The organism is Litorivivens sp. (assembly GCF_057445395.1).
On the sequence record NZ_JBVBUV010000008.1, the window covers coordinates 20,787 to 45,233 of the forward strand.

Genomic DNA, 24,447 nt, shown 5'->3' on the forward strand with positions numbered 1-24,447 from the left:
TTTCTTTTGTTCAAACCGCTGATTCACACATTCACCATGCTTATGCTCGTGCTGGCACTGCCCGTGGCAGCGGCCGAGCGCATGGTATTGCAGCTGAAATGGGAGCATGAATTCCAGTTTGCAGGCTACTACGCTGCGCTGTGGCAGGGTTACTACAAGGAAGCCGGACTGGAGGTGACACTGCGCTCAGCCTTTGCAGAGGATGGTCAGTACACGGATCCACAGGCAGCACTCATTCAGGGTTCCGCAGATTTCGCCATTGGCGGGCTAGACATCCTTGCCGGGCGCGACAAAGGACATGCCTTGGTTATATTGGCACCGATTTTCCAGAAAACCCCTGGAGCCATCGTGACGTTGGCGAATACCAAGCTTCGCTCGCTGCGAGATCTTGCCGGTCTGCGAATTGCCGTCAACCGGGACGACTATATCACCCGCGAGTTTCAGGCCCTGTTGGGCAGCCGGCAATCACGCCTGACACCACCACAGCTGGTGGACGAACCCCTCACGCTGGACACCCTTTTGAATGGTCGCGCCGACGCTTTGCTGACCTACGGCGTTTCGGCACAGGAAGCTGCCTACGAGCGGGGGCTGGCCATTCGACGACTCAACATTGCCGACGCTGAGCGCGCTTTCTACGGCGACACCCTGTACACCCATCAGCGGGTCATCGACCGCTCCCCGGATGCGGTTCAACGCTTTGTGCAGGCAAGCCTACGCGGCTGGGAATACGCCATGCAGCACCGGGATGAAATGGCAGCAAAGATCTCATCCTTGCCGCGTTATCAGGTGCACTACGCCTCTGCCGAACATTACAACGCCGCGTTTGCCCGCCAAAGCCCGGAGTATATGTTCTATCCCAATGTCCGCATTGGTCAGAATGAACCAGAGCGTTGGCAACAAAGCCACCATCTGCTGAAAACTGCTGGGCTGGTTGCTGGCTCCTACCCTGGCGAGTCGCTGTTTTTCTCGCCTGTTGCCAATCAGCTTCCCGCTGAGAGCCGATGGAATTGGATCGTCGGCGCTATCTGCGCCGTAATCGTACTGACCATCGCGGTATTGATGTTGCCCGCCAGAATCAGCGCGCCACTGGTACTGGCCAGCGTACTTATCCCGGTAATCTGGATTGTTGAGCACCAGCTGAAAGCAAGCTACCTGGATTCTCAACGCCGTGATGTCTGGAATGAAATTGTTCAATACCGGCAAAAGCTCGAAGAGGTAATACACCGCAATTTCGCCCTGCTGCGATCGGTCGTGGGAATGATCAGCGCAGAGCCCACGGTCGACCAACAACGCTTCAGCGATTTTGTCGGCACGCTGATTGATCTTGAGCCGCTGCTTATCAATATCGCGGCCGCGCCGGATCTCACTATCAAAATGATCTACCCGCTGGCCGGCAATCAAAAGGCTATCGGGCTGAACTACCACCGCAATGAAGTCCAGCGTCCTATGGTGGAACTTGCCCGAGACAGCCGCAGTCTGGTGGTTGCCGGTCCACTGGAGCTCGTTCAGGGTGGAAGGGCGATCATCGGTCGGGCGCCGGTATTTTTGAATGACGTGACCTCTGGGGAGCACACGTTCTGGGGCATCGTATCAGCGCCCATAGATTTTGACGGCCTGCTCGACAATGTGGGGCTGAACGCCCAGCATTTGCTGATCGATATAGCACTGCGGCACGGCAACCAGCGCTTCACCGGCGAAAGCTCGCGCGCCTTTTTTGGGGCAGAGCGGGTATTTGCGACTGACCCGGTCATCATGCCCGTCTCACTTGGTGCCGTTGAGTGGGAAATCGCCGCCACACCCATCGGCGGCTGGGGTAACTATCCGCCACTGATTCAATGGCTCAAGCTGGTGGGGTTGCTGACCACAGGCATCGCCTCACTGATCTTGTATACGGTTATCCGTCAGTTTCAGTCCAGCCATGAAGTAGATTCCAAGCTGCAGCGCAACGAAGGCATACTGCGACGAGTCGGTCGCATCGCCGACGTGGGTGGCTGGGAGCTAGATCTGCGTAATGGTCAGGAATACGTGTCCAGCGAGGTATTCCGCCTGCACGGTGTGTCGCCCATTCCACTGATCGATGAGCGGCCACGCCGTTGGCTGGATCGTTACGATGAAGCCAATCGCCGAATCGTTGAACATCGCATCCAGGAAGCCATTCAAACTGGCGAGGCACAGCACTTTGAGCTGCTGATCAATGAGGGTGGTCGGAGCAATATCTGGCTGCGCCACATGATCGAGCCCGTTTGGGAGGGCAATGAGGTCGTGCTGTTGCAGGGGGTAGTGCAGGATATTTCAGCCATCCGGCGCGCCGATGCCACCATTGCCCGGCAGGCCATGTTCGACCCGGTCACCAATCTGCCCAATCGCAACCTGTTTACTGAGCGCCTTGCGCACGCGCTGCAATCCAGCCACCGGGAACGGCGTAACCTGGCCGTGCTGTTTATCGACCTGGATCACTTCAAGAACATCAATGACTCTTTGGGTCACAGTGCCGGCGATGCCCTGCTGGCTGAAATAGGCCAGCGTTTCCGCCACGCCGTGCGTGGCTCGGACACGGTAGCCCGCCTGGGAGGTGACGAGTTCACCATATTACTGGACGGTATCAAGGGCACACGTCACTGCGCACTGATTGCTGACAACCTGGTGCAGTCACTGCACGCCCCCGCAGTGATCGATGGCCATCAGGTATTTACCACCGCCAGCATTGGGGTCAGCCTGTTTCCCGAAGACGGTCGCGATGTGACCACACTACTGCAGCATGCAGACCAGGCTATGTACGCGGCCAAAGCGGCCGGTCGCAATACTGTGCGCTTTTTTACCGAATCCATGCAGTTGGAGGCCGATCGTCGCCACTCATTACATACGCAATTGGCGTGTGCCCTGCAAAACGATGAGCTGAGCGTGCACTACCAGCCGATTATCGATATTCGATCCGGCCAAGTAGCCAAATGCGAAGCCTTGCTGCGCTGGGGGTCGATTTCGCCTGCTGAATTCATTCCCATTGCCGAAGAAACCGGCATGATTGCCGAACTCGGCCAGTACGTTATGCTCAAGTCCTGCCAGGATCTGGCTGCCATCAACCGAGAAACAGGCGGGCATTTGGCGCTTGCCTTCAATAAATCAACGCGCGAATTTGCCGATGAACGACGCCACCACCAGTCGGTACTGAACACCCTCAAAGTGCAGGACCAGTTTCCGAATATCACCGTGGAAATCACCGAAAATCTGCTGATGCAGGATCAGCCGGAAACCATCGACCAGCTGTGCGAACTGCGCAACGCCGGTATCAAAATTGCCATTGACGATTTCGGTACCGGCTTCTCATCGCTGAGCTATCTGCGCAAATTCCCGGTGGATATTGTGAAAATCGACAAATCCTTTGTACACGGCATTGAAACTGACTTCGAAGCCCGAGCCTTGGTCAAAGCCATCATTTCCATGGCCCACAGCCTGAAAATAGATGTGGTCGCCGAAGGGGTGGAAACCGCAGGACAGCTCGCTATCCTGCAGGGTATGAACTGCCGCTATGTGCAAGGCTTCTACTTTTCACCGGCACTGCCGAAAGATCAGATCATCGACTACGTTCGCGCATTTCAATTTCGAAAACCGATGTTGCGCAGCACCCTAATAGCCAACTAACCCTTACTGCAGCGAACTAATCAACTCTCGCATCCAGATGATTGCCGGGTCGTGATCTGCCGTTCTGTGCCAGAACAGGTGCAGGTCAGTGGCCGCGGTCTCAAAAGGCAATTCCGTCACTGTTAAGCCCCAGGTTCTGGCCAGTCCTGCCGGTATCGATGCCACCAGATCCGAATCTTCCAGTATCCCCGGCAAGGCACCATAGTGCTGCAAGCGCAAAGCAATGCGGCGGCGCTGACCAATAGACCGCAGAGCGAGATCCACGTGGCCACTGCCCTTGAGACGACTGGAGACGTGTATATGTTCGGCGGCCAGATAGCGCGACAGGGTCAAGGGTTCCCCAGCCAGCGGATGCCCCGCGCGAAAGGCACAGACATACTGATCACTGTAAAGGGGACTACTAAGCAGCTCTGGGTGATTGAGCAGAGGCGCATCCAGCGCCAGCTGCAGCTCACCACTGGCCAGAGCCAGGGGTACCTCGCGGCGACTTAAAAACACCACTTCAAGATGCACCCCCGGTGCCAGCCGGGTCAGCGCACGTAATAGCGCCGGCAATAGATTGAACTCGGCCTGTTCAGTAGCGTGGAGGCGGAAGGTCTGCTGCGCCACTGCGGGGTCGAAATCCAGGCGGGCACTGACACAATCATTCAGCGTAGCCAGCGCGGCCCGCACCGGCTCGATCAGCTGCCGGGCCAGCGGTGTGGGGCGCACGCCACCCTTGCTGCGCACAAACAGGGGGTCATCGAAAAGCTCACGCAACCGCGCCAGCGAATTACTCACTGCGGGTTGTGTGACATGCAGCACCTCCGCCGCCCGAGTCAAACTCTGCTGGGCGTAGACTGCGTCAAACACAATAAACAGATTGAGATCGAGTCGGGACAGGTTCATAGGTCATATATTATAAGCCTGTATTATAGTAATCCATAAAAATGATCAATTTAACTAATAACAATAATCACCCTATCCTGATTCCCCCTACACAGGAGCACTGCAATGGCTGAGATTTTGATGGTGCGACACGGCCAGGCGGCCTTTGGCACCGATGACTACGACCGGCTCACCGAAGTGGGCTGGGAGCAATCCCGCCTGCTCGGCGATTACTTTGTGCGCCGCCAGATGACCTTCGATGCCATATTTACCGGCACCATGCGCCGCCACCGGGAAACACTGGCGGGTGTGCTGGAGGCCCTGTCAGAACAGCCCCCAGCAACAGAATTGCCCGGGCTCAACGAGTTTGATTTTCACGCATTGGTCACCGCCTATCGGGCCCTCAACCCGGATACGAATGTAGACACGCGAGACGCACGCGCCTTTTACGGCTGCCTGCGCGATGCCTTGCTGGCCTGGAATCGCGGCGAACTGATCGATGTGGCAGAAGACTGGGCGGCATTTGAATCGCGGGTGAGAGGCACCTTGTCAGCACTGACCGAACCCCGCGGCCGAGTTCTGGTCGTCAGTTCCGGCGGCCCTATCAGCGCGGTGGTTCGCGAGACACTGCAGTTAAGCGTGGAAAACATGGTCAACCTCAACCTGCAGGCCCTTAACACTGGCATTACCCGCTACTACGGTAACCAGAAGCTCCTGCGCCTGAACACGTTTAACGCCGTGCCTCACCTGGAGAGCCCGGACGATAGCCGACTGATTACCTACACCTGACAAACCCGACTGGCTAGAGCGGCCTGCGAGAGCCCACCGGCCACGATCCACCAGACACGCGCGAGGACTTTGCATGGATTTTTCACCGTCAGCCCAAACCCAAGAACTTCTGGCTCGCTTGCAGGTATTTTTCGACAAGCACATTTACCCCAACGAAAAAACCTACGCCGAACAGCTACATCGCGCAAACAACCGCTTTGCCGCGCTGCCCATCATGGACGACCTCAAAGCCAAGGCCAAAGCCGAGGGGCTGTGGAACCTGTTTATCCCACCCTCCCACGCGCATTACGCCGATCACGACGGACTGAGTTTCAGCGACTATGCGCCGCTGGCCGAACTGATGGGGCGCGTACAGTGGAGCCCCGAGGTGTTTAACTGCAACGCGCCCGACACGGGCAATATGGAGGTGTTGATGAATTTTGGTACCCAGGCGCAAAAAGAACAGTGGCTAAAGCCTCTGTTGGCCGGCGAGATCCGTTCATCCTATGCCATGACTGAGCCACAGGTGGCATCCAGCGACGCAACCAACATTGAGCTTAGTATCGAGCGCGACGGTGACGAATGGGTACTCAATGGTCGTAAATGGTTTATTACCGGCGCGATGTACGAACGCACCAAGATTTTCATCGTGATGGGCAAATCCGACCCGGAGAACCCCAATCGCCACCTGCAACAAACTCAGGTACTGGTCCCAAAGAACACACCCGGACTACAAATCATTCGACCGCTAACCACGCTGGGCTACGATGACGCCCCCATTGGGCATGCGGAGCTGGTCTTCGACAATGTACGGGTACCCGCCGACAACGTACTGCTGGGCGAAGGCCGCGGTTTCGAAATCGCCCAGAGCAGACTCGGACCTGGCCGCATGCATCACTGCATGCGACTGATTGGTGCTGCCCAGCGCGCGCTGGAGCTTGCCTGCCAGCGAGCAGTGTCGCGCAGCACGTTTGGGCGTCCCTTGAGCAAACACCAGTCAGTGCGCGAGGATATCTCCAGAAGCTTCTCCGAAATCGAAATGGGCCGGCTGCTGGTACTGAAAACCTGCGACAAAATAGACCGCGAAGGCGTGCCTGCCTCAGTCGACATGATCGCGGCCACCAAGACCACCATACCGCTGCTGGTACAGACGGTTATTGATCGCTGTATGCAGTTACATGGCGCCGGCGGCCTGACCGAAGACTACTTTATGGCCGAAGCCTTCAACTATGCCCGCTGGTGTCGTCAGGCCGATGGTCCTGACCAAGTCCATCAAATGGCATTGGGCAAGAAAATCATCGACCGCTATTCTGCCTGAGGAAGATAACCATGACCGGTTTCGAACTGGATACAGAGGCGCTTACCGCCTACCTGGAACACCATATCGAAGGTTTTCGCGGCCCCATCAACGCCGAAAAATTTGCCGGGGGCCAATCCAACCCCACTTACCTCATCACCGCTGAAACTGGCCGTTATGTACTGCGGCGCAAGCCGCCGGGCAATTTACTCAAGTCAGCCCACGCGGTAGACCGCGAGTTTCGCGTGATGCGTGCGTTGGCCGACACACCAGTACCGGTACCAGCCATGCGTGTGCTGTGTGAAGATGAATCAATCATTGGCTCCATGTTTTACGTGATGGATTTCGTCGAAGGCCGTATCTTCTGGAACGCTGCCCTGCCGGAGCAATCCAGAGCCGACCGCACGGCAATCTATGACGCCATGAACCAGGTGTTAGCCGATCTACACAGCGTATCCCCTGCCACTGTTGGTTTGGCTGACTACGGCAAGCCAGGCAATTATTTTGAACGCCAGCTTGGTCGCTGGACCACGCAGTACCGTGCCAGCGAGACTGAACACATACCCGCCATGGAAGACCTGATACAGTGGCTGGAAGCAAACAAGCCTAAAGACGATGGTTTGGTGTGCATCAATCACGGCGACTTTCGCCTCGACAACATGATGTTTCACCCCAGTGAGAATCGGGTAGTATCCCTCCTGGACTGGGAGCTATCCACCCTCGGCCATCCCTACGCTGACCTGGCGTACCAGTGCATGCAGTGGCGCATTCCCTCCGATGCGGCCATACCCGGCTTGGGCGATATCGATCGAACAGCACTGGGGATTCCCACCGAAGAAGATTACGTCGCGCGCTATTGCGAGCGCCGCGGCATTGACTGCATTGACCACTGGACCTTTTATCTGGCGTTTTCATTTTTCCGCTTAAGCGCCATTTTGCAGGGAATCCAGAAACGGGCGCTGGACGGCAATGCATCCAGCGACAAAGCCACCGCCTATGGCGCGCTTGCCCGCCCGCTCGCAGAGCTGGGTCTGGCAACCGCAGAAAACGGTTAAGGAAATTTACTGATGGACAACTTTTCACTGTCGGGCCGAGTAGCCTTGGTTACCGGTGCATCCAGCGGCCTCGGCGAGCATTTTGCCAAAGTGTTGGCGCAGGCTGGTGCACGCGTGGTGGTCGGCGCACGCCGCGTTGACCGGCTGCATTCGCTGGTCAACGCAATTACCCAGAGCGGCGGAGAAGCCTTGGCAGCGGCCATGGATGTCACCGACGCCGATTCCATCAGCGCGGCCTTCGATGCCGCCGAAACCCACTTTGACACGGTTGATATTCTGGTCAATAACGCCGGTGTCGCGGCGCCAAGCCGCTTCCTCGATGGCGACGAAGCAGGCTGGGATTTCACTATGGACACCAATCTCAAAGCGGTGTGGCGTGTTGCCCAAGAAGCCGCGCGCCGATTGGTTAAGGCCCAGCGCGGCGGCAGCATTATCAATGTCGCCTCCATCCTCGGCTTGCAACCCGGGCTCGATCAGACTTTTTACGCGACCGCCAAAGCCGGCGTAGTACAGCTCACCAAAACCCAGGCACTGGAACTGTGGCGCAAAAATATACGCGTCAATGCACTGTGCCCCGGCTATTTTGAAACTGAGCTAAACAGCGATTTTTTTCAGACTGACAAAGGCAAAAGCTATCTGAACAGGATTCCGCCGCAACGGCTCGGCCAACTGGACGAGTTGAGCGGCCCACTGCTACTGCTGGCCAGCGAAGCCGGATCGTTTATGACCGGTGTGGCACTGCCGGTCGATGGCGGGCATTTGCTGCAGTCATTGTAAACGGCACAGTGACAACTGCTATCAGCGAGTGGACCGAACAATCCCGCGCAGTGTTCAGGTTTACCAAGGCCGGGGGGTAACGCGGTACCCGGCTCGCAGCAACTTACTTACATTATTGCTTGGTTTTCTTCTTCAGTTACCGCGTCCACCTCGTTCAGCTCGCGCTCTGATAGAGTTTCACGCTTGCGGGCTTCGATCTTGAAGGCCTCAGCCAGCTCTCGCGCCTGCTCTCTGAGAGGCAAGGCCTGAAAATCCGCTATACCGACATTTTCATTAACTCGCTGCAACAAGGATCCAATGTAGAGCACATACTGCTCTGCTTCTTTCTCCCCTATTTCAACCAGCCTGGCTGACTCTTCCGCAACATAGTATGCATGTTTAGCAGCGACCAGAGCCTTGTGACACACGCGCTTTATGCCGTCGCGGTCTCGATAGTTGGCTTCTATAAAGTTGTTGGCGTAGTCGACAGCCTCTTCCGCCTTTTCAAAGGTAAGCTGAGCATTTTCATCAGCTCCAATGGACTCGGCTTCGCCCAGTTTCTCAACAGCCTTACTGAGATGCTGCGTCTTCATGGTCTCAATTTCAACTTTGGCGTAGTACGCCAGCACCGACGCCTCTTTGTCTTTTGCCTTCGCCAGCTGGCCGCCTTCAATATCCCTGATCAAGCCTTCCAGTTGATTGACCGCTTTGCGGAACAGCTTTGGATGCACGTTATCGGACTGCACCTCCAGCAGAACTTCACGGTGCTCCAACACCTTGCTCAAATGCGTCTCTACATTTTCTCTATTGGTGTACGCATCAGCGACCAATTTGCTGGCAGCGAAAGCCGCGCTCAGCGCTTCTACTTCGTCTTCAGGGGCTTTGGCGGTGTGATTCGTCTTGATCGCCTGTGAGAGTTTCGCCTTTGCATTCTCCATATGAGACGGCGCATAAAACAGTAATTCATCAGCGATGGCTTTCTCGTAAGCCTCTGACGCGCGTTGAATCGCGTCTTTCGGTGTGATGTCAGCATTGCCAGCCTGCTCCATAGCGCGCATTTCAATCTGCTCGCTGTTGGCAACATGGTTTGACGCGCAGGCTGTTAACAGTGTGCTCACACCAAGCATTAGCAATACATATAGTCGACCGGACATAAATCCCCCTTGAGAATCTTATTTCATAATATTTTTTTTGGTTTATGAAGTTTGACTGAGGAGGTCAGTGTTGTCCACTGCGGCTGCTCTGTTAGAGGTTTGCGTGGCAGTGGCAGGCTGGCCACCCACGACACGAAGCCACCACACGCAGCGACATAAAAATGAGAGTTAGAGATCGAACGCCTCGCCTGTAGCAACCGCAGTGTTTAGCGCGGCTCAATCTCCTTGAGCTGGCGACCCACCACTAGAAAGGCGCCCATCCAGCCGAGAAAGCCACTGGTAAACCAGAGCATTAGTGTATTGCCGAAGCCAAGCCCCATCAGGGTGTATTGGCTATCGTACAGCCCAGCCAGGGCCGATACCGGGCCGGCCACCAGCAGCAGACTGATTTGCAAAATCAGCCACGCTACCAAACCGCCACCAAGCCCGTACCAGAAGCCCGTAAACAGAAAGGGGCGTCTTACAAAAGCATCGGTGCCACCCACCAGCTTCACCACCACGATTTCATCGCGACGCGCTTCAATCGCCAGCTTGATAGTGTTGCCAATGACCAGCAAGACGCCAAGCACCAGCAGAAAAGCCATCGCCAGTGTTATACGTTTGCCGATGTCCATCATTGCCTGCAGTCGCTGCACCCACTCCAGATCAAGTTTGGCCTGCGCCACTTCCGGCATTGCCGACAGCATTGTCAGCAGCAATCGACTCTGCGCCGGCGCCTTATCTTTTGGTGTAATCAACACCACCGCCGGCAGCGGGTTGCTGTCGAGTGAATTGAGCACATCACCATAGCCAGAGAGACTACGGAATTCATCCAGCGCCTGACGCGATGAGCGATAGTCGACCGCCGCAATCTCCGGGCGCTGCCGCAGGCGCGATGCAAAGGCTTCGCTATCCCGGTCGTTGAGCTTCTTATCGAGGAACAGTGAAATCCGGGCAGATCCATCCCAGCCCCGTCCGAGCTGTTCTATATTGGACAACGCAACCATCATGACTAACGGCAGCGCCAAGGCGATACCGATCACTAGGACTGTCATCGCCGTCGAGGCGGGCTCACCGAGCAGTCGCTGCAGTGTTTGCTTTCCCACCTGCCGCTGATTGGCCCAGTAGCCGTGCCAGCGTTCTTTCAATCCGATCGGGGCAAGGCTGGCGCCCAGCCCCGGCGTTTTCTGTTCCGGGGGTGAGCGTCGCGGTTTACGCGTTGGCGTGGCACTCATGAGCTCACCGCCGCGCTGCGCAACATCTGCCCTTCCTTGAGTGTGAGCACCCGGTAAGGCATCCGCTCAATCAGCGACAGATCATGACTGGCAATCATCACTGTTACGCCGACCTGATTGAACTGTTCGAACAGATTCATGATCTCGGCCGATAGCTCCGGGTCGAGGTTGCCGGTGGGCTCGTCCGCCAACAACAAGGCTGGCTTGTTCACCACAGCGCGCGCGATACCCACACGCTGCTGTTCACCACCAGATAGAGTGACCGGATTCTTCTTTTCCTTGTCGAGCAAACCGACCTTGTCCAATGCCGCCCGCACCCGTCGACCCACATCACGCGGCTGAAAACCGGCAATAATCAGCGGCAGGGCCACGTTGTCGAACACACTGCGATCAAACAACAGCTGATGATTCTGAAATACCACGCCGACACCGCGTCGGTGCTGCGGAATTTTGCGCGCCGACAGACGATTGAGATTTTTACCGTCGACAAAGACCTGTCCCGACGTAGGGCGCTCCATCATCATGATCAATTTCAGCAGCGTACTCTTGCCCGCACCGCTGTGCCCAGTGAGAAACACCATCTCGTTGCGTTCCACCTGAAAACTCAGATGATTGAGCGCCGAGTGGCCACCGGGGTAGCGCTTGCAGACGTCATCAAACTGGATCATGAATTAGTTATCGTCCGGACAGTTGTCATGTTGGAGGCAACCTATCCTATGCTTCGTCTGCTCGGCGGGCAAACAACGCCTCCACAAATTCGTCAGCGCGAAATGGTCGCAGGTCACCAATGCCTTCACCAATACCAATGAAGCGAATGGGAATACCAAGCTGTTGGCTGATGGCAAAGATAATACCGCCTTTGGCGGTACCATCGAGCTTGGTCAGGGTGACGCCGGACACACCGACCGCCTGCTGGAAGTGTTTCGCCTGAGTCAATGCGTTCTGCCCGGTGCCGGCATCCAGCACCAGCATCACTTCGTGGGGTGCGGTATCGTCGATTTTCTTCATTACCCGAACAACCTTTTTCAGCTCTTCCATCAGGTTGTCTTTGTTGTGCAGTCGACCCGCCGTATCCGCGATCAAAACGTCCACGTCGCGGGATTTGGCTGCCTGAAGGGCGTCGAAAATCACCGACGCAGAATCTGCGCCAGTGTGCTGGGCAATTACCGGTACCTTGTTGCGGTCACCCCAGACCTGCAACTGCTCGACCGCAGCGGCGCGAAATGTGTCGCCGGCTGCCAGCATGACCGACTTGCCCAGCACTTGAAGTTGTTTTGCCAACTTGCCGATGGTGGTGGTTTTGCCAACACCGTTTACACCCACCACCAGAATGACATAGGGTTTATGGGCCTCTTCGATCACCAGCTCCGACTGCGCCGGCGCCAACAGTGCTGTCAGCTCCTGCTGCAACGCCTGATACAAGGCTTCCGGATCAGATAATTGATTGCGTTTAACCGCATCGGTGATGTTGTCGATGATCTGCTGCGTGGCATCGATACCAATATCAGCCATCAGCAGCTGGGTTTCGATGTCTTCCAGCAGGTCGTCATCAATAGCTTTGCGACCGAGAATCAGGTTGCCCAGCCCCTGCCCGATGTTGGCGCCGGTCTGTTGCAGACCACGGGTGAGGCGCTCGAACAGGCGCATGCGCTGCTCGTCGGTCAGCTCAACATGCTGCCAGGGCGCTAGTTCGGCGTCATCGATAAAACCTTCAGCGGCTGCCAGATCCTCTTCAGACCCGGTCAAACCAGCCTTTATCCGATCAAAAAAGCCCTTCTTTGGTGAGGGGGTGTCTTCCACTATCCAAATCCTTGCCTGGGAGTGTAATGTCACATGCGGTGCCGGAGGTGCGCACCGGGGATATTACGGAACGCGGTGCGCGCCCTGATGGGGCGCACCGGAGATTGCGGCTATTCTAAAGGATTCCGGGAGCGATGTGGCCCCCTTAAAGGAGCTGCCGCCCGGTATAGGTAGTCATCCGAGAGGAATGTGAAACTCAGTCTTCGTCACGCTCTCGGTATTCCATGCGGGTACAGCCCAGACAACGCAGGAAGGTGTTGGCCGCCGGCTGTACCATCAGGGTGTCCGCTGCCTGGCCGACATTGCCGCCCAAGGCTGAAAACGGCAAACTCACCAGAAAAAAGGCGGTTCCCACCACAGTAACGGCCAGCATGACTGGACGCACGATGACTGTATCCGTCGCCATCGCTAGGGCGGTCGGCTGCTGCTTTACCACGTCAGCAACCGACAATTGCGGTATTATCAGAGCCAGAGACAGGCAGAGCGCATTAAACCAGCGTGCGACAGGCGAGCGTGTTTTCATGGGAACAACCTCCACGGAGTTATTGTAGCGCTGACCGGGGCCGTTCACGCCGATCAGCAGCAGATACTTATGGTCTAAACCATAATAGCGCGATGCCGGAATAGTGTCTGCATCAATATAAAAAAATGGCTTGCATATCACAGGATTACAGGAGAATGTTTAGGCAGCTTTTGGCTTGCGAGCCACACCTTTCGGCCGCCGGGGAGCACAGCGTCCAGCAATGTTGCAGCCATTGAGTGCCGGGTTTCGTCGATTTTTTCATCGCCAAGCCCCTGACATCAAAGAGGTTTTCAAGCGGTTACAAACCATGAACCAGCTGCGGCTGGAGCGTGCCCGCTCCCTGCTCGGCCCCCGCCAGCAGTTGTTTCTGGATTTCCTACCCCTGTTTTTTCATTGCAATCACCCCGTCCTGCCCGGCTTCCAGTCGCTACAATGCCCGGCGGGGCTGAGCGGCTACCAGCCCTCGCCAGAAATGGTGCAGCGCGTTAAACGGCATCTGGCTAATAGTTTTCAGTACACCCCCTCGGCAGACAAAAATCACGATCTGGAAGCGCTGTTTCTGATGGGCTCGATCGGCAGTGTGGCCCACGCACCCAGTTCAGACATCGATGTGTGGGTTTGCCACCGCGCCGACCTGAGCGACGGCGATCGAGCCGCACTGAACCAGAAATGCGAAGACCTGAGCCACTACGCCAACAAAGCACTAGGGCTGGAAATACATTTTTTCCTGATGTCGGCGCAGGCTTTCCGCGCCGGTGAACGCAAGGCCCTGAACGCCGAAGACTGCGGCAGCACGCAACACTTCCTTTTACTGGACGAATTTTACCGCAGCGCCATACTTGTCGCCGGTAAGTATCCGGCCTGGTGGCTGATTTCTCCCGACACCACGGACTACGATGGCGCGCTCGCCGAGCTTCACCACAAACACAAGCGCATTGGCCGACTGACCCTAGATTTTGGCAATGTGCATCAGATTCCAGCTGGGGAGTACGTGGGCGCCGGCATCTGGCAGCTATTCAAAGCCATCAGCCAACCCCATAAGTCGCTGATCAAGCTGCTCTTGATTGAAGCTTACGCCAGCGCCCACCCTGATAATCACACCCTATCGGAAACATTAAAGCGCCAACTGCACCAACCCCAGTGGCGGGCGGAACCACACGACCCCTACACGATGATTTATCAGCGCCTGGAAGCTTACCTAGAGCAGCGCGACGAGCCGCTGCGCCTGAACTTGCTGCGCCGCGCCTTCTATTTCAAGACCGAGCTCAAACTGAGCCGCCGCAGCAATTATCTTGGGTGGCGGGAAAATGTGCTCGAAGAGCTCGTCAGGCAATGGGGCTGGAGCAATGAGCAGCTGCACAACCTCGACATGCGCGACAGCTGGCGGGTAACCCGAGTGCGCGAGGAGCACCTGGAACTGGTGCGCGAGCTAACCGGCAGCTACCGATTTCTACAGAACTTCGCCACCCGGAACCAGGCCGACCAACTGATCAGCTCCCGAGAAATGAGCGTGCTGGGCCGCAAACTGTTTTCCGCATTCGAACGCCAACCGGACAAGATCGACTGGATCAACAGCGGCATCTCCGAAGACTTGGCAGAAAAAAACTTAAGCTTCTGCTACTTGGGCAAGGCCGACCCCGACAAGCCCAGCTGGGCGCTAATAGCCGGCAAGGTCACGCTGGTGAACTGGCACAGCAGCACGGCGCTACGCGAAAGCGACAGCCTGCCTGCGCTCATTTGCTGGTGTTTGTGCAATGGCCTGATCGACGGCGACACCCGCTTTCATCTAGCGTCGGATCATCCGGATCACCATCGCGGCAAGCTGGAAAACCTGGTCAAGCAGCTTGCAGGCATCCTGCCTGACTCGGCCTACGCCACCCACCCCGAGTATCATCAACGCTTTGAAAGTGCGCGCTATACGCAATCGCTGACCTGCATTGTGGGCAGCGCCAGCCAACGTTCTTCTTTCGACACTCCACTTGTGGGACATGTCGATATAGTCAACGTCACCAGTTGGGGCGAGGTGATCTGCAAAAGCTTTACCGACAGCCACGCAGCCGCCAAAGCGATGCAGTATGTACTGGCGGCAACGGTGAGCCAGAAACAACCGATAGCGCTGCAGATCAAACCCTTTTCTTTAAGCGCTGAGCGCTACGCGAGCCAGTTTAACGACGACCTGCAGCCCGTAATGGCGTTTTTTGACAAAGCGGGGGACGGCGATCGTTTTATTTTTGAGGCTGGTCGCACTTATTACTGTTTTCAGCGCCACAGGAACACGGTCCGCCTGCGCGCCGCGTCGAACTTCAGCGACCTTACCCAGTTGCTGGCTGGCAGCGAGCACGCCAACAGCCGTATTGAGGTGAGCCGCGATAACGCAAACCTACAAGCCCTGCGCTGTGTCAGTGAGCTGCAGAGCCCCGGTGCGCTGCGCATAGTGTTCCAAAGGCGTGAGGAAGCAGCCGACATTTATGTTATTGATGGCCGCGGTGGCATTCACTATCAGTCACTGCTCTGCGACGACAGCAGTATCATGCTCGGCCAACTGAAAAACTTTATCGACAGCCTGCGCAAGAACTACTTCAACAACTGCGCCGTGGCTTGGTACGAATTGGTTGAGCGTAACGGTCGCCCGCTCGTTGAACCGCTCGCTCAGCAGCTGCGCTCGGATAGACTGCGTATTGTGGTGAATATGCTGGCCTCGCGCACCGACGATGACGGTGCTCGCTTCGACCTGAAAATCAACCAGAAAACCCTGCACTTTGCCCAGTACGGGAAAGACATTCTGAAGCACGCCGCCGATTACATTCGCGAGCAGCTGCCGCCACACCAGCTGCGCTTTTGTTACGTGAACCAGATTCTTTATCGCGACCGCGCGCAGGAAGGTGTCAACGCGGGGCAGCGTCTTGGTGAGGCATTGCGCCATAAAGTACAGATAGAGGAAGCCCTGAATTCAGCGCTGCTGGCTGAGCTGGCTACAACAACAGGTTAGCTGCACCCTGCTGGGGGCGCTTAGAATTCTGCTTCTGGCAGTTCGTAATCGTAATCCATGATCAGGGGCGCATGATCCCCAAACTGCTGGTTTTTGTAGATGGTGCCGTATTCGATATACGGTTTAAAACGGTTCGACACAATCTGGTAATCCACCCGCCAGCCACTGCTGTTCTGGTCACCGTCGGGCCACCAGGTAAATTCGTCCGCGTCGCGGTTAACCTGCCGGAAGGCATCGACATAGCCCAGCTCGTGAAACAGCCGCTCCATCCACTGCTGCTCTTCGCCGAGAAACCCGGACATACCCTGGACGGCATCCGGCTCTTGCACATCGATGTTGCGGTGCACCATATTCCAGTTGCCACAGATCACGAACTCACGACGTTTGTTGCGAATCTTGTTCAGGTGGTTGTAATACAGGTCAAAAAATTCGCCCTTGCGCGCCTGAGCTTTGGCATCCTTGGGGTAACCGCTTGGTGCCAGCAGACAACCAACACTGAGCTCGTCGAAATCCGCCTGGATATAGCGGCCTTCCATATCGAAATCGGTAAACCCCAGGCCATACATAATAGCCTTGGGCAGTCGCCGGGTATAAATGGCCACACCGTTGGTATTGGGTTCAGCTGCGTCGAAGAAATACGCGTTGTACTCCGACGGAAAGAACTTGGGATCACGCAGCTTGTACTCCTGAACACCAATGTTCTGAATACAGATGATGTCAGCGTCCTGCTCTTCAATCCATTCGAAAAACCCGCGCTGGGCGGCGTCTTCAATGCCGTTGGCACAAAAGCTGATTATTCTCATTAATAACCCAATAAGCTCTCGGTAAGATACAGTGCTCGCAGCCAGCCACCCTGCAATACCCATTATTTACGCTTTAAGGTACGCCGGTGGCACTGCCAGCCAATTTATTATTGCGCGCTTTTGGCTGCTACAATGGGCAGTTTAGCGCAGCCGGAGCAATCTGTCCGAAAAAAGCGCGAAAAATCTGCCACATAGAGGCTGGAGCTGAAGGGTACTATGGAACTTTATCAACAACAATTTATTGAACAGGCCATTGCGGCAAAAGCACTCACATTTGGCACATTTACCCTCAAATCCGGCCGCGAAAGCCCCTATTTCTTCAATGCCGGAAAATTTTACCAGGGCGCAGCGCTAGCCACCCTGAGCCGCTGCTACGCGGCCGCCATTAGCGCCAGAGCACCGGAATTTGATGTGCTCTACGGCCCAGCCTACAAGGGTATCGTATTGGCCGCCGCAACCAGCTGCGCACTGGCCGACCACCATCATCGCGATGTCCCCTATGCCTATAACCGCAAAGAAGCCAAATCTCACGGTGAAGGTGGCGTGTTAGTAGGCGCGCCACTGCAGGGCAAGGCCCTGATTATCGACGACGTGATTACGGCCGGCACCGCCATTCGCGAATCTGTGGACATCATCGCCGCTGCCGGTGGCGAGGTAGCTGGCGTGATTGTCGGGCTCGACCGGCAGGAACGCGGCCAGGGCGAATTATCGGCCATTCAGGAAGTTGAGCAACGTTTCGGGTTTCCCGTAGTGAGTATTATTCAACTAGACGATATTGTGGAGTACCTGCGTACAAATACCGTGGAAGCTGCTAACCTTGAAGCTATTGAGAACTACCGCCGTCAGTTTGGTGTCTAATCCCCCTTTGGTGGCCAAGCCCTCGCGATGAGAGAACGATTGACGCAAACCCATTTAGGCGTGCTGCTACTGGCAGCCACCTTGGCCTACCCCGCGCAGGCAGGGAAACTGCTTTTCCGGTATCAGGACGAGCAGGGCAGCATAGTGCTCAATGACACCCTCCCACCAGCTGCCGTCAATCGCGGCTACGAGGTCATAAAACCGGGCGGTCAGGTGGTAAAACGCGTCGCACCGGCTCTGCCTCCCGGTGCCGCCGAGGCAGCCGACTTGGCCCGGGAACGCGAAGCACAACAAAAACGGTGGGATGAGTCACTGCTGCTGCGCTACAGCGATGTCAACGATATCCGCGAAGCCAAGAAACGCGCCCTCAGCGACATTCAGGTACGCATATCGATTCTCAAAGGTAACCGCAACTACCTGAAAACGCAGGTCGAACGGGAGGTTTTTCGGGCGGCCGAAGCCGAGCGCCAGGGCCAGAAAGTCAGTGATGCACAGCTCGATGCCATCGCCACCCTTAAACAGCAGCTCAGCGATGTCGAAGAGTTGATTGAGGTACGCGAAACCGAAAAAGAACAGACCGCGGCCCGCTATGACCGCGACCTCGCCCGCTTTGCCGCGCTGCTAGACGCCATCGGCGGCCGACGCTAACCCCCCATCAGCACTCAACCAGCGACTGCGAAGCCGGGAAATACAGCGCGGCGCGCACCTCCTGCCACCCCGTGGCCTGAGATATCACCATTTTATAGGTCTGCATTTTTTCGCTGTAGCGATCGCGTTGCGCTGCCAGGAAGGCCTCGCCAGTGCCACGAGCAGTTTTGTAATCGATGATCCAGCAGGTGTCGCCATCCACAAAAAAGCGGTCGACGATAAACTTCTGCAAGCGGTCGCCCATTTGCCGGCGCAGAGCCTGTTCGGCACCCGAGGCCTGATAACTTCCCAGAATCCAGCGACCGTGCTCACAGGAAAAAGTGTTCTCCACCAGGCTGATAACCTGCTCGATACTGGTTTGCAGTGCTGCTTCTGGATGACAGTAATGACGCAGGCGAGCAGCAATGGCCGGATACAGGTCTTCTCTGGGCGCCCCCGTCATCGCCAGACGACGCATCAGCTCGTGGTAGACCAGCCCGACACAACGCTCCTCGATATTGGCCTCCAAAACACCTTCGCGGGCCTGCCGCGCTAGCCGGTCGACCGTCGTTTCTACCGTGTTTTCACCGGGCCACTCGCGTTTGACAGTCAGCGCCAGTTCGCCATCGCGGCGCGGCGCGAGCGGCGTGCGCAGAACAGCTTCTGCAGCCACCGGCTCGAGCACCTCAGCGGCTTCAAAATCGGCTGTCACTTGCGGCCACAGCCGTGCCAGCAGCGAACTGCTGCTAACTGTCAGGTCGCCTTTACTACTCACGCCTGCCGCGCCAACCAGATGCAGGCTGCGTCGCGCCCGGGTAAGCGCCACGTAGAGCAGGCGATCAAGTTCACGGTTAACTTCGCTTTGCTGGAACTGCTGCAGATAGCGATATAGCCGGTCGGTGTCCTCGTCGTTACCGCGCGGCGAACGCGGCGCCAGGACCAGCTGCCCGGCCATGCGCCGCCAATAAAACAGGGCGCCCTCACCGTTACGCCCCTGTTCGCCCAAGCCGGGCAATATGACCGTGTCAAACTCCAGCCCCTTGGATTTGTGGATGGTCATGATCTCCAGCTTCGCTGGCGCAGATTCAGCATAGAGCTTGTCTAGGGCGCGCTGAAATTCCTGCCAGTTTTGCAGTATTCCACCCGGGCTGTGATCAGCCAGCAAATTGGTCAGCCGCTCGATATGGCGCCGCGACTGGCCGTCAACCAGCCCCGGACCGCCAAGGCTATGCCACAGCGCCGGCACCGCCCAGCGAATATCGACGGCGCGGGGGTGATCGGCAATACAGCGCCACACCGCAGCAAGCGCCTGGAGTCGCGCCACTCCCTCGCCAGACAGCGCCAACTCTCCCTGAAAGATCGCCGGTGTCGAACCCTGATCGAATTCCAATACCAGTTCGCTGATCAGCTGCTCCTTGGCAGCATTGGCCACCACCCAGCAGTCGTCCCAGTTCAAGCCGACAAACGGCGCGCGCAGCAAAGCGATCCAACTGGCGCGATCGGCGCCGTGCCACCAGGCGCGCAGCAGGGCCAGATAATCCATAACCGCACTCTGACTTGCCAGGCGATCTATATCCTGCCCCGCAAAGGACAAGCCCGCCTGCTTCAAGGCCGGTACGATCGCCCGCAGATGGCTGCGCGAGCGTACCAATATGGCGATACTCCCTTCAGGGTTGTCGCGTTGCGCGGCCTGCACCAGTGCTACGACACGCGCCGCCTCCTGCTCCCGGGCGGCGGCCTTATCGCCCGCAAAGGCATGCACGACCACCTCGCCCGGCTCGCTGCGCTGAGGCTGCGCCGGGGTATAGCTGTCGGCAAAGGTGTCGGTAAACGCGGTGTTCACCCACTCCACCAGTGCCGGCGCCGAACGAAAGTTAGACACCAGCTGCAGCGACACCAAGGGATGACCGTTGAAGGAGCCCAGCGCCAGCAACTGCTCAAATTCACCCACCAGTGCGCCGCGAAACAGGTAGATCGACTGCTGCAGATCGCCACACAGGAACAAACTGCGACCATCGCCGGGCTCCCAGCCTTGCATCAGGTGTTGCAGCAGCACAATCTGGTTTACCGAGGTGTCCTGCATTTCGTCTACCAGCACATGCTGGATTCGATCTTCCTGCAGTAGCGCATCACCATAAACACCTTCGCTGTCGGGCAGCGGTGTCAGCGCGTTAATGGCGCGAAATGCCACTTCCGGAAAATCCAGTTGGCCGCGACTGTCGAACACCAGATGCAGCTCTGCCAGCAGATGTTTCAAAACCCGCATCAGGTCTTCGATCAGACTGCGCGCCGCCTCCGGCAAAGTAGGCAACGGCAGATCGGCCAGCGCCCGCAGGGTGGCGGTAAACTCTTCCAGCGCCGGGTCTTCATGGCGCTGCGAAAGCCAGGCTTTCAGGGCCTCGGTAGCGGCCTGTTTAGGAGGAAACCCCAGGTTTTTATCCACCCGCTTACGCAGGCTACGGCTGTTGCCCGTGCCAGTTAACATCAGATTTGCCAGGCGCGCGTGCAGCCGCAGATTGCCTTCATCAAATGGCTGCAGCTCAGCACAGTCACACGCCCAGGCGAGCTTTTCTTCATGGCCTGACTGCTGCCTGACAATCTCAATAAGCTGCGAAAAATCATGGCGTGCAAGGTGTTCACAACAATCCTGATACGCGCTGACAACCACCGCCTGTAGAGCCTGCTCCATCCCTGCCACATCGCCGGCAACTACACCTTCAACCCACTGATCACGCTTGGCCAGCAAATTGCTCAACAGGGGAATCAACTGCTCCAGACGGTTACTGGCGTAGTCCAATACATTACCCAGCGCCGCGCGCAATGCGGCATCATCCCCTTCCAACTGGCGGAACAGATTAAATATGGCCTCTCGATACAGCGCGTCCGCGTCATCGGTGGTCTGAATCTGGCCAAGCCCTGACAGCAGCGGCAAGCGGCGCGCGATGCGCGCACAAAAGCTGTCAAAGGTGGAAATACGCAGTCGCGACGGATTATGCAGCAATCCCCAACCCTGCTGTTGGTCTCGCTCGCGAACCTGAGACGCCAGCGCCGCCAGCGTATCGCCGTAGGGTGAGCCATCCCCTTCTTGAATCGTCAAGGCATCAAGAATACGTTCGCGCACCTCCGCTGCAGCCTTGCGGGTGAACGTGATGGCCACCACCGCTTCCGGAGTCGGGGCGCTCAGCAGGCAATTCAGAAAGCGCAATAGCAACACCCCAGTTTTACCCGAACCGGCAGGAGCGCGCAGCAGAACGGAGTGATGCGGATCTATTGCAGCATCGCGGGCCGCCTGATCTGGTACCGGCTTATTCATCGTCCAGCACCTCTTCGCGCGCCAGCACCGTCACATAGGGATCATAGGGAAAGGCCCCTGCGCCCTGAGCGTAATCATGCCCGCTGTCACCGGCGAGAAAACCATTGGCATAGCCTGCCAATACCTTACGCCAGGCGGTTAACTCAGCCTCCCATTTCTCCGGCGTATCCACCGGGTTTCTGACTGTTTTATCCACCAGGTTAGCAGCCCAACAAGAACGCATATGCACCATCATCCCGTCGCGGGGATGGATCTGGGCCAGTACAACGCCGTCCACCGGTTCCCCGGTCACCGCCTCGCCAAGCAATGCGTAGAGCGGTAACTGCGGCTCCAGCAGGTTCTCAGCATTAAGCGCACTGGCCGTGACACTACCGGTTTTGTAATCCAGTACCACCCGGTGATCGCCAATGCGGTCTATACGGTCAATCTGAATACGCAGTGGCAGCCCAAAGGCATCAACCTTGCCCCCTACTTCTCTGGCTTCCACGACAAAGGGTTCATTGCGACTGCGCTCGAAGGCCAGCCATTCATTCAGCAAGGTGAGAATCCGGCGCTTTTCGATACGCTGCAGCTCGTCGCCGTGCGCGACCGCATCACTCATAGCGCGCCCCACCGCCGCTTCCAATAGCGCCTCAGCCTGTGTGTCAGTCAGGGTAGCCAGCGCAGCACTGGTTTTCACTTCAGCCCAGAAGTGGTCCAGCGCGCGGTGAATCCATTGTCCTTGCACGCGAGCATCTAGCCCTTCAACCGGCACCGGCAGTGCCTCCAGTCGCAAGCGATATTTCAGGAAGGCGAAAAACGGACTCGCCGCAAAGGCCTTGAAAATGCCGGTTCCTCCGCGCAAACCCTGTCGCTCGGCCGCGGATACCGGTCGCACCGGGTCCTCGTCAGGCAGTGTCACGCCGATAGATAGTTCAAAAGCCTCCTCATCCACCGCCAAAGGATACTGCGGATAATGCCAGTCAATCAGCGTGCAGGCAGACTGGGGCACGCCTTCCTCACTCTGGCCGGCACTGGACAACACCACCTGCCTGGCTGACGTCATCAGCGAGCTTAGCAGCCGCTGGTCTCGCAGTAGCGCGTCGCGATGATCAGCGCGAGGCACCGCGGCCCGCAACAGGCTGTCGCGTGGCAAGAACGGCGACGGTTCCACGGCGGCCGGCAGCGCAGCATCCGTCAGCCCCATAATCCAGAGTCCGTCAAAGTGCTGCCCACTGGCCTCATCAAAATTCAGCAGCTGAAGCATAGGGGCCTGATCCCGGCGCAGCTCAAAACGTTTATTCTGCAAAACGTGCTGTAGCCATCGCAGCGCCTGAGTGCGGGAAATCCGTCCCAGCTGGCGATCGAGTGCACGCAGGGTATCCATCACCTGACTGAAACCTTGCCGACACTGATCAACTACCGGATCGCCAGCCTCGCGATTTGGCCAACCGACCGCCAGTAATTCTTTATCAAAGCGCTCAACCCAGACCGAAGGAAGACAGCGCGAGTGATGTCCCTCCGCAGCATCGCGCAAGGCAGCAAGGGCCGCCACACTATCGGCAAATCCTGCGAACTCAGCCTCACGCAGGGCCCGCTGCAGGGATGTATTCGACTGCAGATATTCACGCCAATGCCAGTCGAGACGCGCCCGACGCGCTGACAGTTCAGTGGCTTCGGCGATGAAGGAGCTGCGCAGCAGGCGACTGACTTGCTCAAGCTCGGTGTCGCCGGCGGCGGCCTGCAGAGCATCCAGGGCCGACGCAATCACCGGATACCCTGCCAGCTTACCGCTGCCGACCCGCCAGGGTTCGTTGATTCGCCCCCCCGCTACAGCCGGAAACAGGGCCAGAGGATAGAGATAGCGCTCCAACGCACGCTGCAATGCGTTTTCACGGCTGACCATATCCGGCGCCACAATCGCCAGACGGGGCAAGGCTGCACTGCCGCGTTGGGCCTCGTCGAAACGGGCCGCTACCCATTGTGCCGCTTGCACAATTTCATCGCTTGCGGCGTCAAAGCGCGCCTGAAAGACGACACTCTCGGCTTGGGGTTCGGTAAACACGGGCAGAGTATTCACAGTCACCCCGGCGCTGCGCATTGACCGCAGCAGATCCTGTTCCGGCAGGCTCAGCTCCAGTGTGTGGCTCAACAGCACTCGCTGCGGCAGCTCCAGAGATGCAAAGTTTTGGCTCAGGGTAGCGACTAACTGGCCCGCACTAATAGCATCCATAGCATCCAGGCGCCGACGCAATTCATCGCGCCAGACAAGAAACGCCTCCTGATCAGGCCCCGACACATCTGCCATTGTTAACGCGATGGCGTAGCGTTCGGCAATCTCGAACGCGTCAACAAAACGTCGCGCAATGCCTTGCAGTCCAATCACTGATTCAGGCAAATGAGCACTGTCGCCAAGACACTGCTCTGCCAGCGCCAATAGTTGCACCGGACGCAATACCTGACGCGCGGGGAAGCTGCTGTCCCACAATTCAACCCACCACTGCGCCTTCGGGATCACACGCAGCTTTTCCAGCCAGGCTTGCCCCTGAGATTCAGCAATGCGGCGGCGATAGTCTGCTGCCTCGCTGTCGTGATCCACCAGCAGCACAGTATTCCCCTGATCCGCCAGCCAGTGCGACCAGTCCGGCTGCTCCACAACCTGAAACGAGGTCAATATATTGAACTCCTGAACAAAATCCCGAGGGTATTACGGTAATTACGTAGTAGGCTACATTTTTCTATATAAATCATAGTCTTGAGTTATTTTTTTGGATCAATAGGCCCGGTTGGGCCACCCCGCCCTTT

17 protein-coding genes are annotated in these 24,447 nt (G+C 57.2%); 8 read left to right on the plus strand and 9 right to left on the minus strand.

The annotated features are described in order from the left end of the window. Positions 1-6: 6 nt before the first annotated feature. A complete protein-coding gene (locus tag AC222A_RS04275) occupies positions 7-3,639 on the plus strand; it encodes an EAL domain-containing protein (protein ID WP_486774666.1) in 3,633 nt (1,210 codons plus the stop codon). Between the two features lie 3 nt (positions 3,640-3,642). On the opposite strand, the gene AC222A_RS04280 is transcribed toward AC222A_RS04275, so the two are convergent. Further along, positions 3,643-4,527, minus strand: coding sequence for a LysR family transcriptional regulator (locus AC222A_RS04280; protein WP_372749472.1), 885 nt, complete (start codon positions 4,525-4,527; stop codon positions 3,643-3,645). A gap of 105 nt (positions 4,528-4,632) precedes the next feature. On the opposite strand from AC222A_RS04280, the gene AC222A_RS04285 reads away from it, so the two are divergent. From AC222A_RS04285 to AC222A_RS04300, 4 genes are all read left to right on the plus strand, one after another. Continuing rightward, a complete protein-coding gene (locus AC222A_RS04285) occupies positions 4,633-5,295 on the plus strand; it encodes a histidine phosphatase family protein (RefSeq protein ID WP_372749471.1) in 663 nt (220 codons plus the stop codon). Between the two features lie 73 nt (positions 5,296-5,368). Next, the gene (locus AC222A_RS04290) at positions 5,369-6,592 is read left to right on the plus strand and encodes an acyl-CoA dehydrogenase family protein (RefSeq protein ID WP_372759213.1); all 1,224 of its coding nucleotides are present in this window, start codon (positions 5,369-5,371) and stop codon (positions 6,590-6,592) included. 11 nt (positions 6,593-6,603) lie between these two features. Beyond that, positions 6,604-7,626 carry a phosphotransferase family protein gene (locus AC222A_RS04295; protein ID WP_372781474.1) on the plus strand — a complete coding sequence of 341 codons (1,023 nt, stop codon included), beginning with the start codon at positions 6,604-6,606 and terminating at the stop codon, positions 7,624-7,626. 12 nt (positions 7,627-7,638) lie between these two features. Further along, complete coding sequence (locus AC222A_RS04300) at positions 7,639-8,403, plus strand: SDR family NAD(P)-dependent oxidoreductase (protein WP_372749468.1); 765 nt, start codon at positions 7,639-7,641, stop codon at positions 8,401-8,403. Between the two features lie 107 nt (positions 8,404-8,510). Here AC222A_RS04300 and AC222A_RS04305 read toward each other — a convergent pair whose 3' ends face one another. The 5 genes from AC222A_RS04305 to AC222A_RS04325 all read right to left on the minus strand — a co-directional run bounded on the left by AC222A_RS04305 (position 8,511) and on the right by AC222A_RS04325 (position 13,073). Beyond that, positions 8,511-9,536 (minus strand): hypothetical protein, encoded by a 1,026-nt coding sequence (locus tag AC222A_RS04305; protein WP_372781476.1) that lies wholly within the window; start codon positions 9,534-9,536, stop codon positions 8,511-8,513. Between the two features lie 206 nt (positions 9,537-9,742). Then, positions 9,743-10,750: a permease-like cell division protein FtsX gene (ftsX, locus tag AC222A_RS04310; protein WP_372781478.1), complete on the minus strand. Its 1,008-nt coding sequence runs from the start codon at positions 10,748-10,750 to the stop codon at positions 9,743-9,745. After that, positions 10,747-11,418, minus strand: a complete 672-nt coding sequence (gene ftsE, locus AC222A_RS04315; protein ID WP_372749888.1) for a cell division ATP-binding protein FtsE — start codon at positions 11,416-11,418, stop codon at positions 10,747-10,749. Before ftsE ends, ftsX begins: the two co-directional genes overlap by 4 nt. 46 nt (positions 11,419-11,464) lie before the next feature. After that, positions 11,465-12,583, minus strand: coding sequence for a signal recognition particle-docking protein FtsY (gene ftsY / locus AC222A_RS04320; protein WP_372749887.1), 1,119 nt, complete (start codon positions 12,581-12,583; stop codon positions 11,465-11,467). Positions 12,584-12,746: 163 nt separating this feature from the next. Then, the gene (locus AC222A_RS04325; RefSeq protein WP_372749886.1) at positions 12,747-13,073 is read right to left on the minus strand and encodes a hypothetical protein; all 327 of its coding nucleotides are present in this window, start codon (positions 13,071-13,073) and stop codon (positions 12,747-12,749) included. A 220-nt stretch (positions 13,074-13,293) separates the two neighbouring features. Here AC222A_RS04325 and AC222A_RS04330 point away from each other — a divergent pair, with 220 nt between their 5' ends. Further along, a complete protein-coding gene (locus tag AC222A_RS04330; protein WP_486774667.1) occupies positions 13,294-16,062 on the plus strand; it encodes a class I adenylate cyclase domain-containing protein in 2,769 nt (922 codons plus the stop codon). 20 nt (positions 16,063-16,082) lie between these two features. Here AC222A_RS04330 and AC222A_RS04335 read toward each other — a convergent pair whose 3' ends face one another. After that, the gene (locus AC222A_RS04335; protein ID WP_372749681.1) at positions 16,083-16,865 is read right to left on the minus strand and encodes an exodeoxyribonuclease III; all 783 of its coding nucleotides are present in this window, start codon (positions 16,863-16,865) and stop codon (positions 16,083-16,085) included. 216 nt (positions 16,866-17,081) lie between these two features. Here AC222A_RS04335 and pyrE point away from each other — a divergent pair, with 216 nt between their 5' ends. Together pyrE and AC222A_RS04345 are read left to right on the plus strand one after the other, a co-directional pair. Beyond that, the gene (pyrE, locus tag AC222A_RS04340) at positions 17,082-17,723 is read left to right on the plus strand and encodes an orotate phosphoribosyltransferase (RefSeq protein WP_372749680.1); all 642 of its coding nucleotides are present in this window, start codon (positions 17,082-17,084) and stop codon (positions 17,721-17,723) included. Between the two features lie 39 nt (positions 17,724-17,762). Further along, positions 17,763-18,371, plus strand: a complete 609-nt coding sequence (locus AC222A_RS04345; protein ID WP_372765374.1) for a hypothetical protein — start codon at positions 17,763-17,765, stop codon at positions 18,369-18,371. Between the two features lie 7 nt (positions 18,372-18,378). Here the strand turns inward: AC222A_RS04345 and AC222A_RS04350 are convergent, their stop codons facing one another. Then, positions 18,379-21,663 carry a UvrD-helicase domain-containing protein gene (locus AC222A_RS04350; RefSeq protein ID WP_486774668.1) on the minus strand — a complete coding sequence of 1,095 codons (3,285 nt, stop codon included), beginning with the start codon at positions 21,661-21,663 and terminating at the stop codon, positions 18,379-18,381. Beyond that, positions 21,656-24,316: a PD-(D/E)XK nuclease family protein gene (locus AC222A_RS04355; RefSeq protein WP_486774669.1), complete on the minus strand. Its 2,661-nt coding sequence runs from the start codon at positions 24,314-24,316 to the stop codon at positions 21,656-21,658. Before AC222A_RS04355 ends, AC222A_RS04350 begins: the two co-directional genes overlap by 8 nt. Positions 24,317-24,447 lie beyond the last annotated feature (131 nt).

Bases quoted from the DNA above. Each gene is read 5' to 3' on its own strand.
- AC222A_RS04280 (WP_372749472.1), bottom strand. From the start codon at position 4,527: ATGAACCTGTCCCGACTCGATCTCAATCTGTTTATTGTGTTTGACGCA.
- AC222A_RS04285 (WP_372749471.1), top strand. From the start codon at position 4,633: ATGGCTGAGATTTTGATGGTGCGACACGGCCAGGCGGCCTTTGGCACC.
- AC222A_RS04290 (WP_372759213.1), top strand. From the start codon at position 5,369: ATGGATTTTTCACCGTCAGCCCAAACCCAAGAACTTCTGGCTCGCTTG.
- AC222A_RS04295 (WP_372781474.1), top strand. From the start codon at position 6,604: ATGACCGGTTTCGAACTGGATACAGAGGCGCTTACCGCCTACCTGGAA.
- AC222A_RS04300 (WP_372749468.1), top strand. From the start codon at position 7,639: ATGGACAACTTTTCACTGTCGGGCCGAGTAGCCTTGGTTACCGGTGCA.
- AC222A_RS04305 (WP_372781476.1), bottom strand. From the start codon at position 9,536: ATGTCCGGTCGACTATATGTATTGCTAATGCTTGGTGTGAGCACACTG.
- ftsX (WP_372781478.1), bottom strand. From the start codon at position 10,750: ATGAGTGCCACGCCAACGCGTAAACCGCGACGCTCACCCCCGGAACAG.
- ftsE (WP_372749888.1), bottom strand. From the start codon at position 11,418: ATGATCCAGTTTGATGACGTCTGCAAGCGCTACCCCGGTGGCCACTCG.
- AC222A_RS04325 (WP_372749886.1), bottom strand. From the start codon at position 13,073: ATGAAAACACGCTCGCCTGTCGCACGCTGGTTTAATGCGCTCTGCCTG.
- AC222A_RS04330 (WP_486774667.1), top strand. From the start codon at position 13,294: ATGTTGCAGCCATTGAGTGCCGGGTTTCGTCGATTTTTTCATCGCCAA.
- AC222A_RS04335 (WP_372749681.1), bottom strand. From the start codon at position 16,865: ATGAGAATAATCAGCTTTTGTGCCAACGGCATTGAAGACGCCGCCCAG.
- pyrE (WP_372749680.1), top strand. From the start codon at position 17,082: ATGGAACTTTATCAACAACAATTTATTGAACAGGCCATTGCGGCAAAA.
- AC222A_RS04350 (WP_486774668.1), bottom strand. From the start codon at position 21,663: ATGAATAAGCCGGTACCAGATCAGGCGGCCCGCGATGCTGCAATAGAT.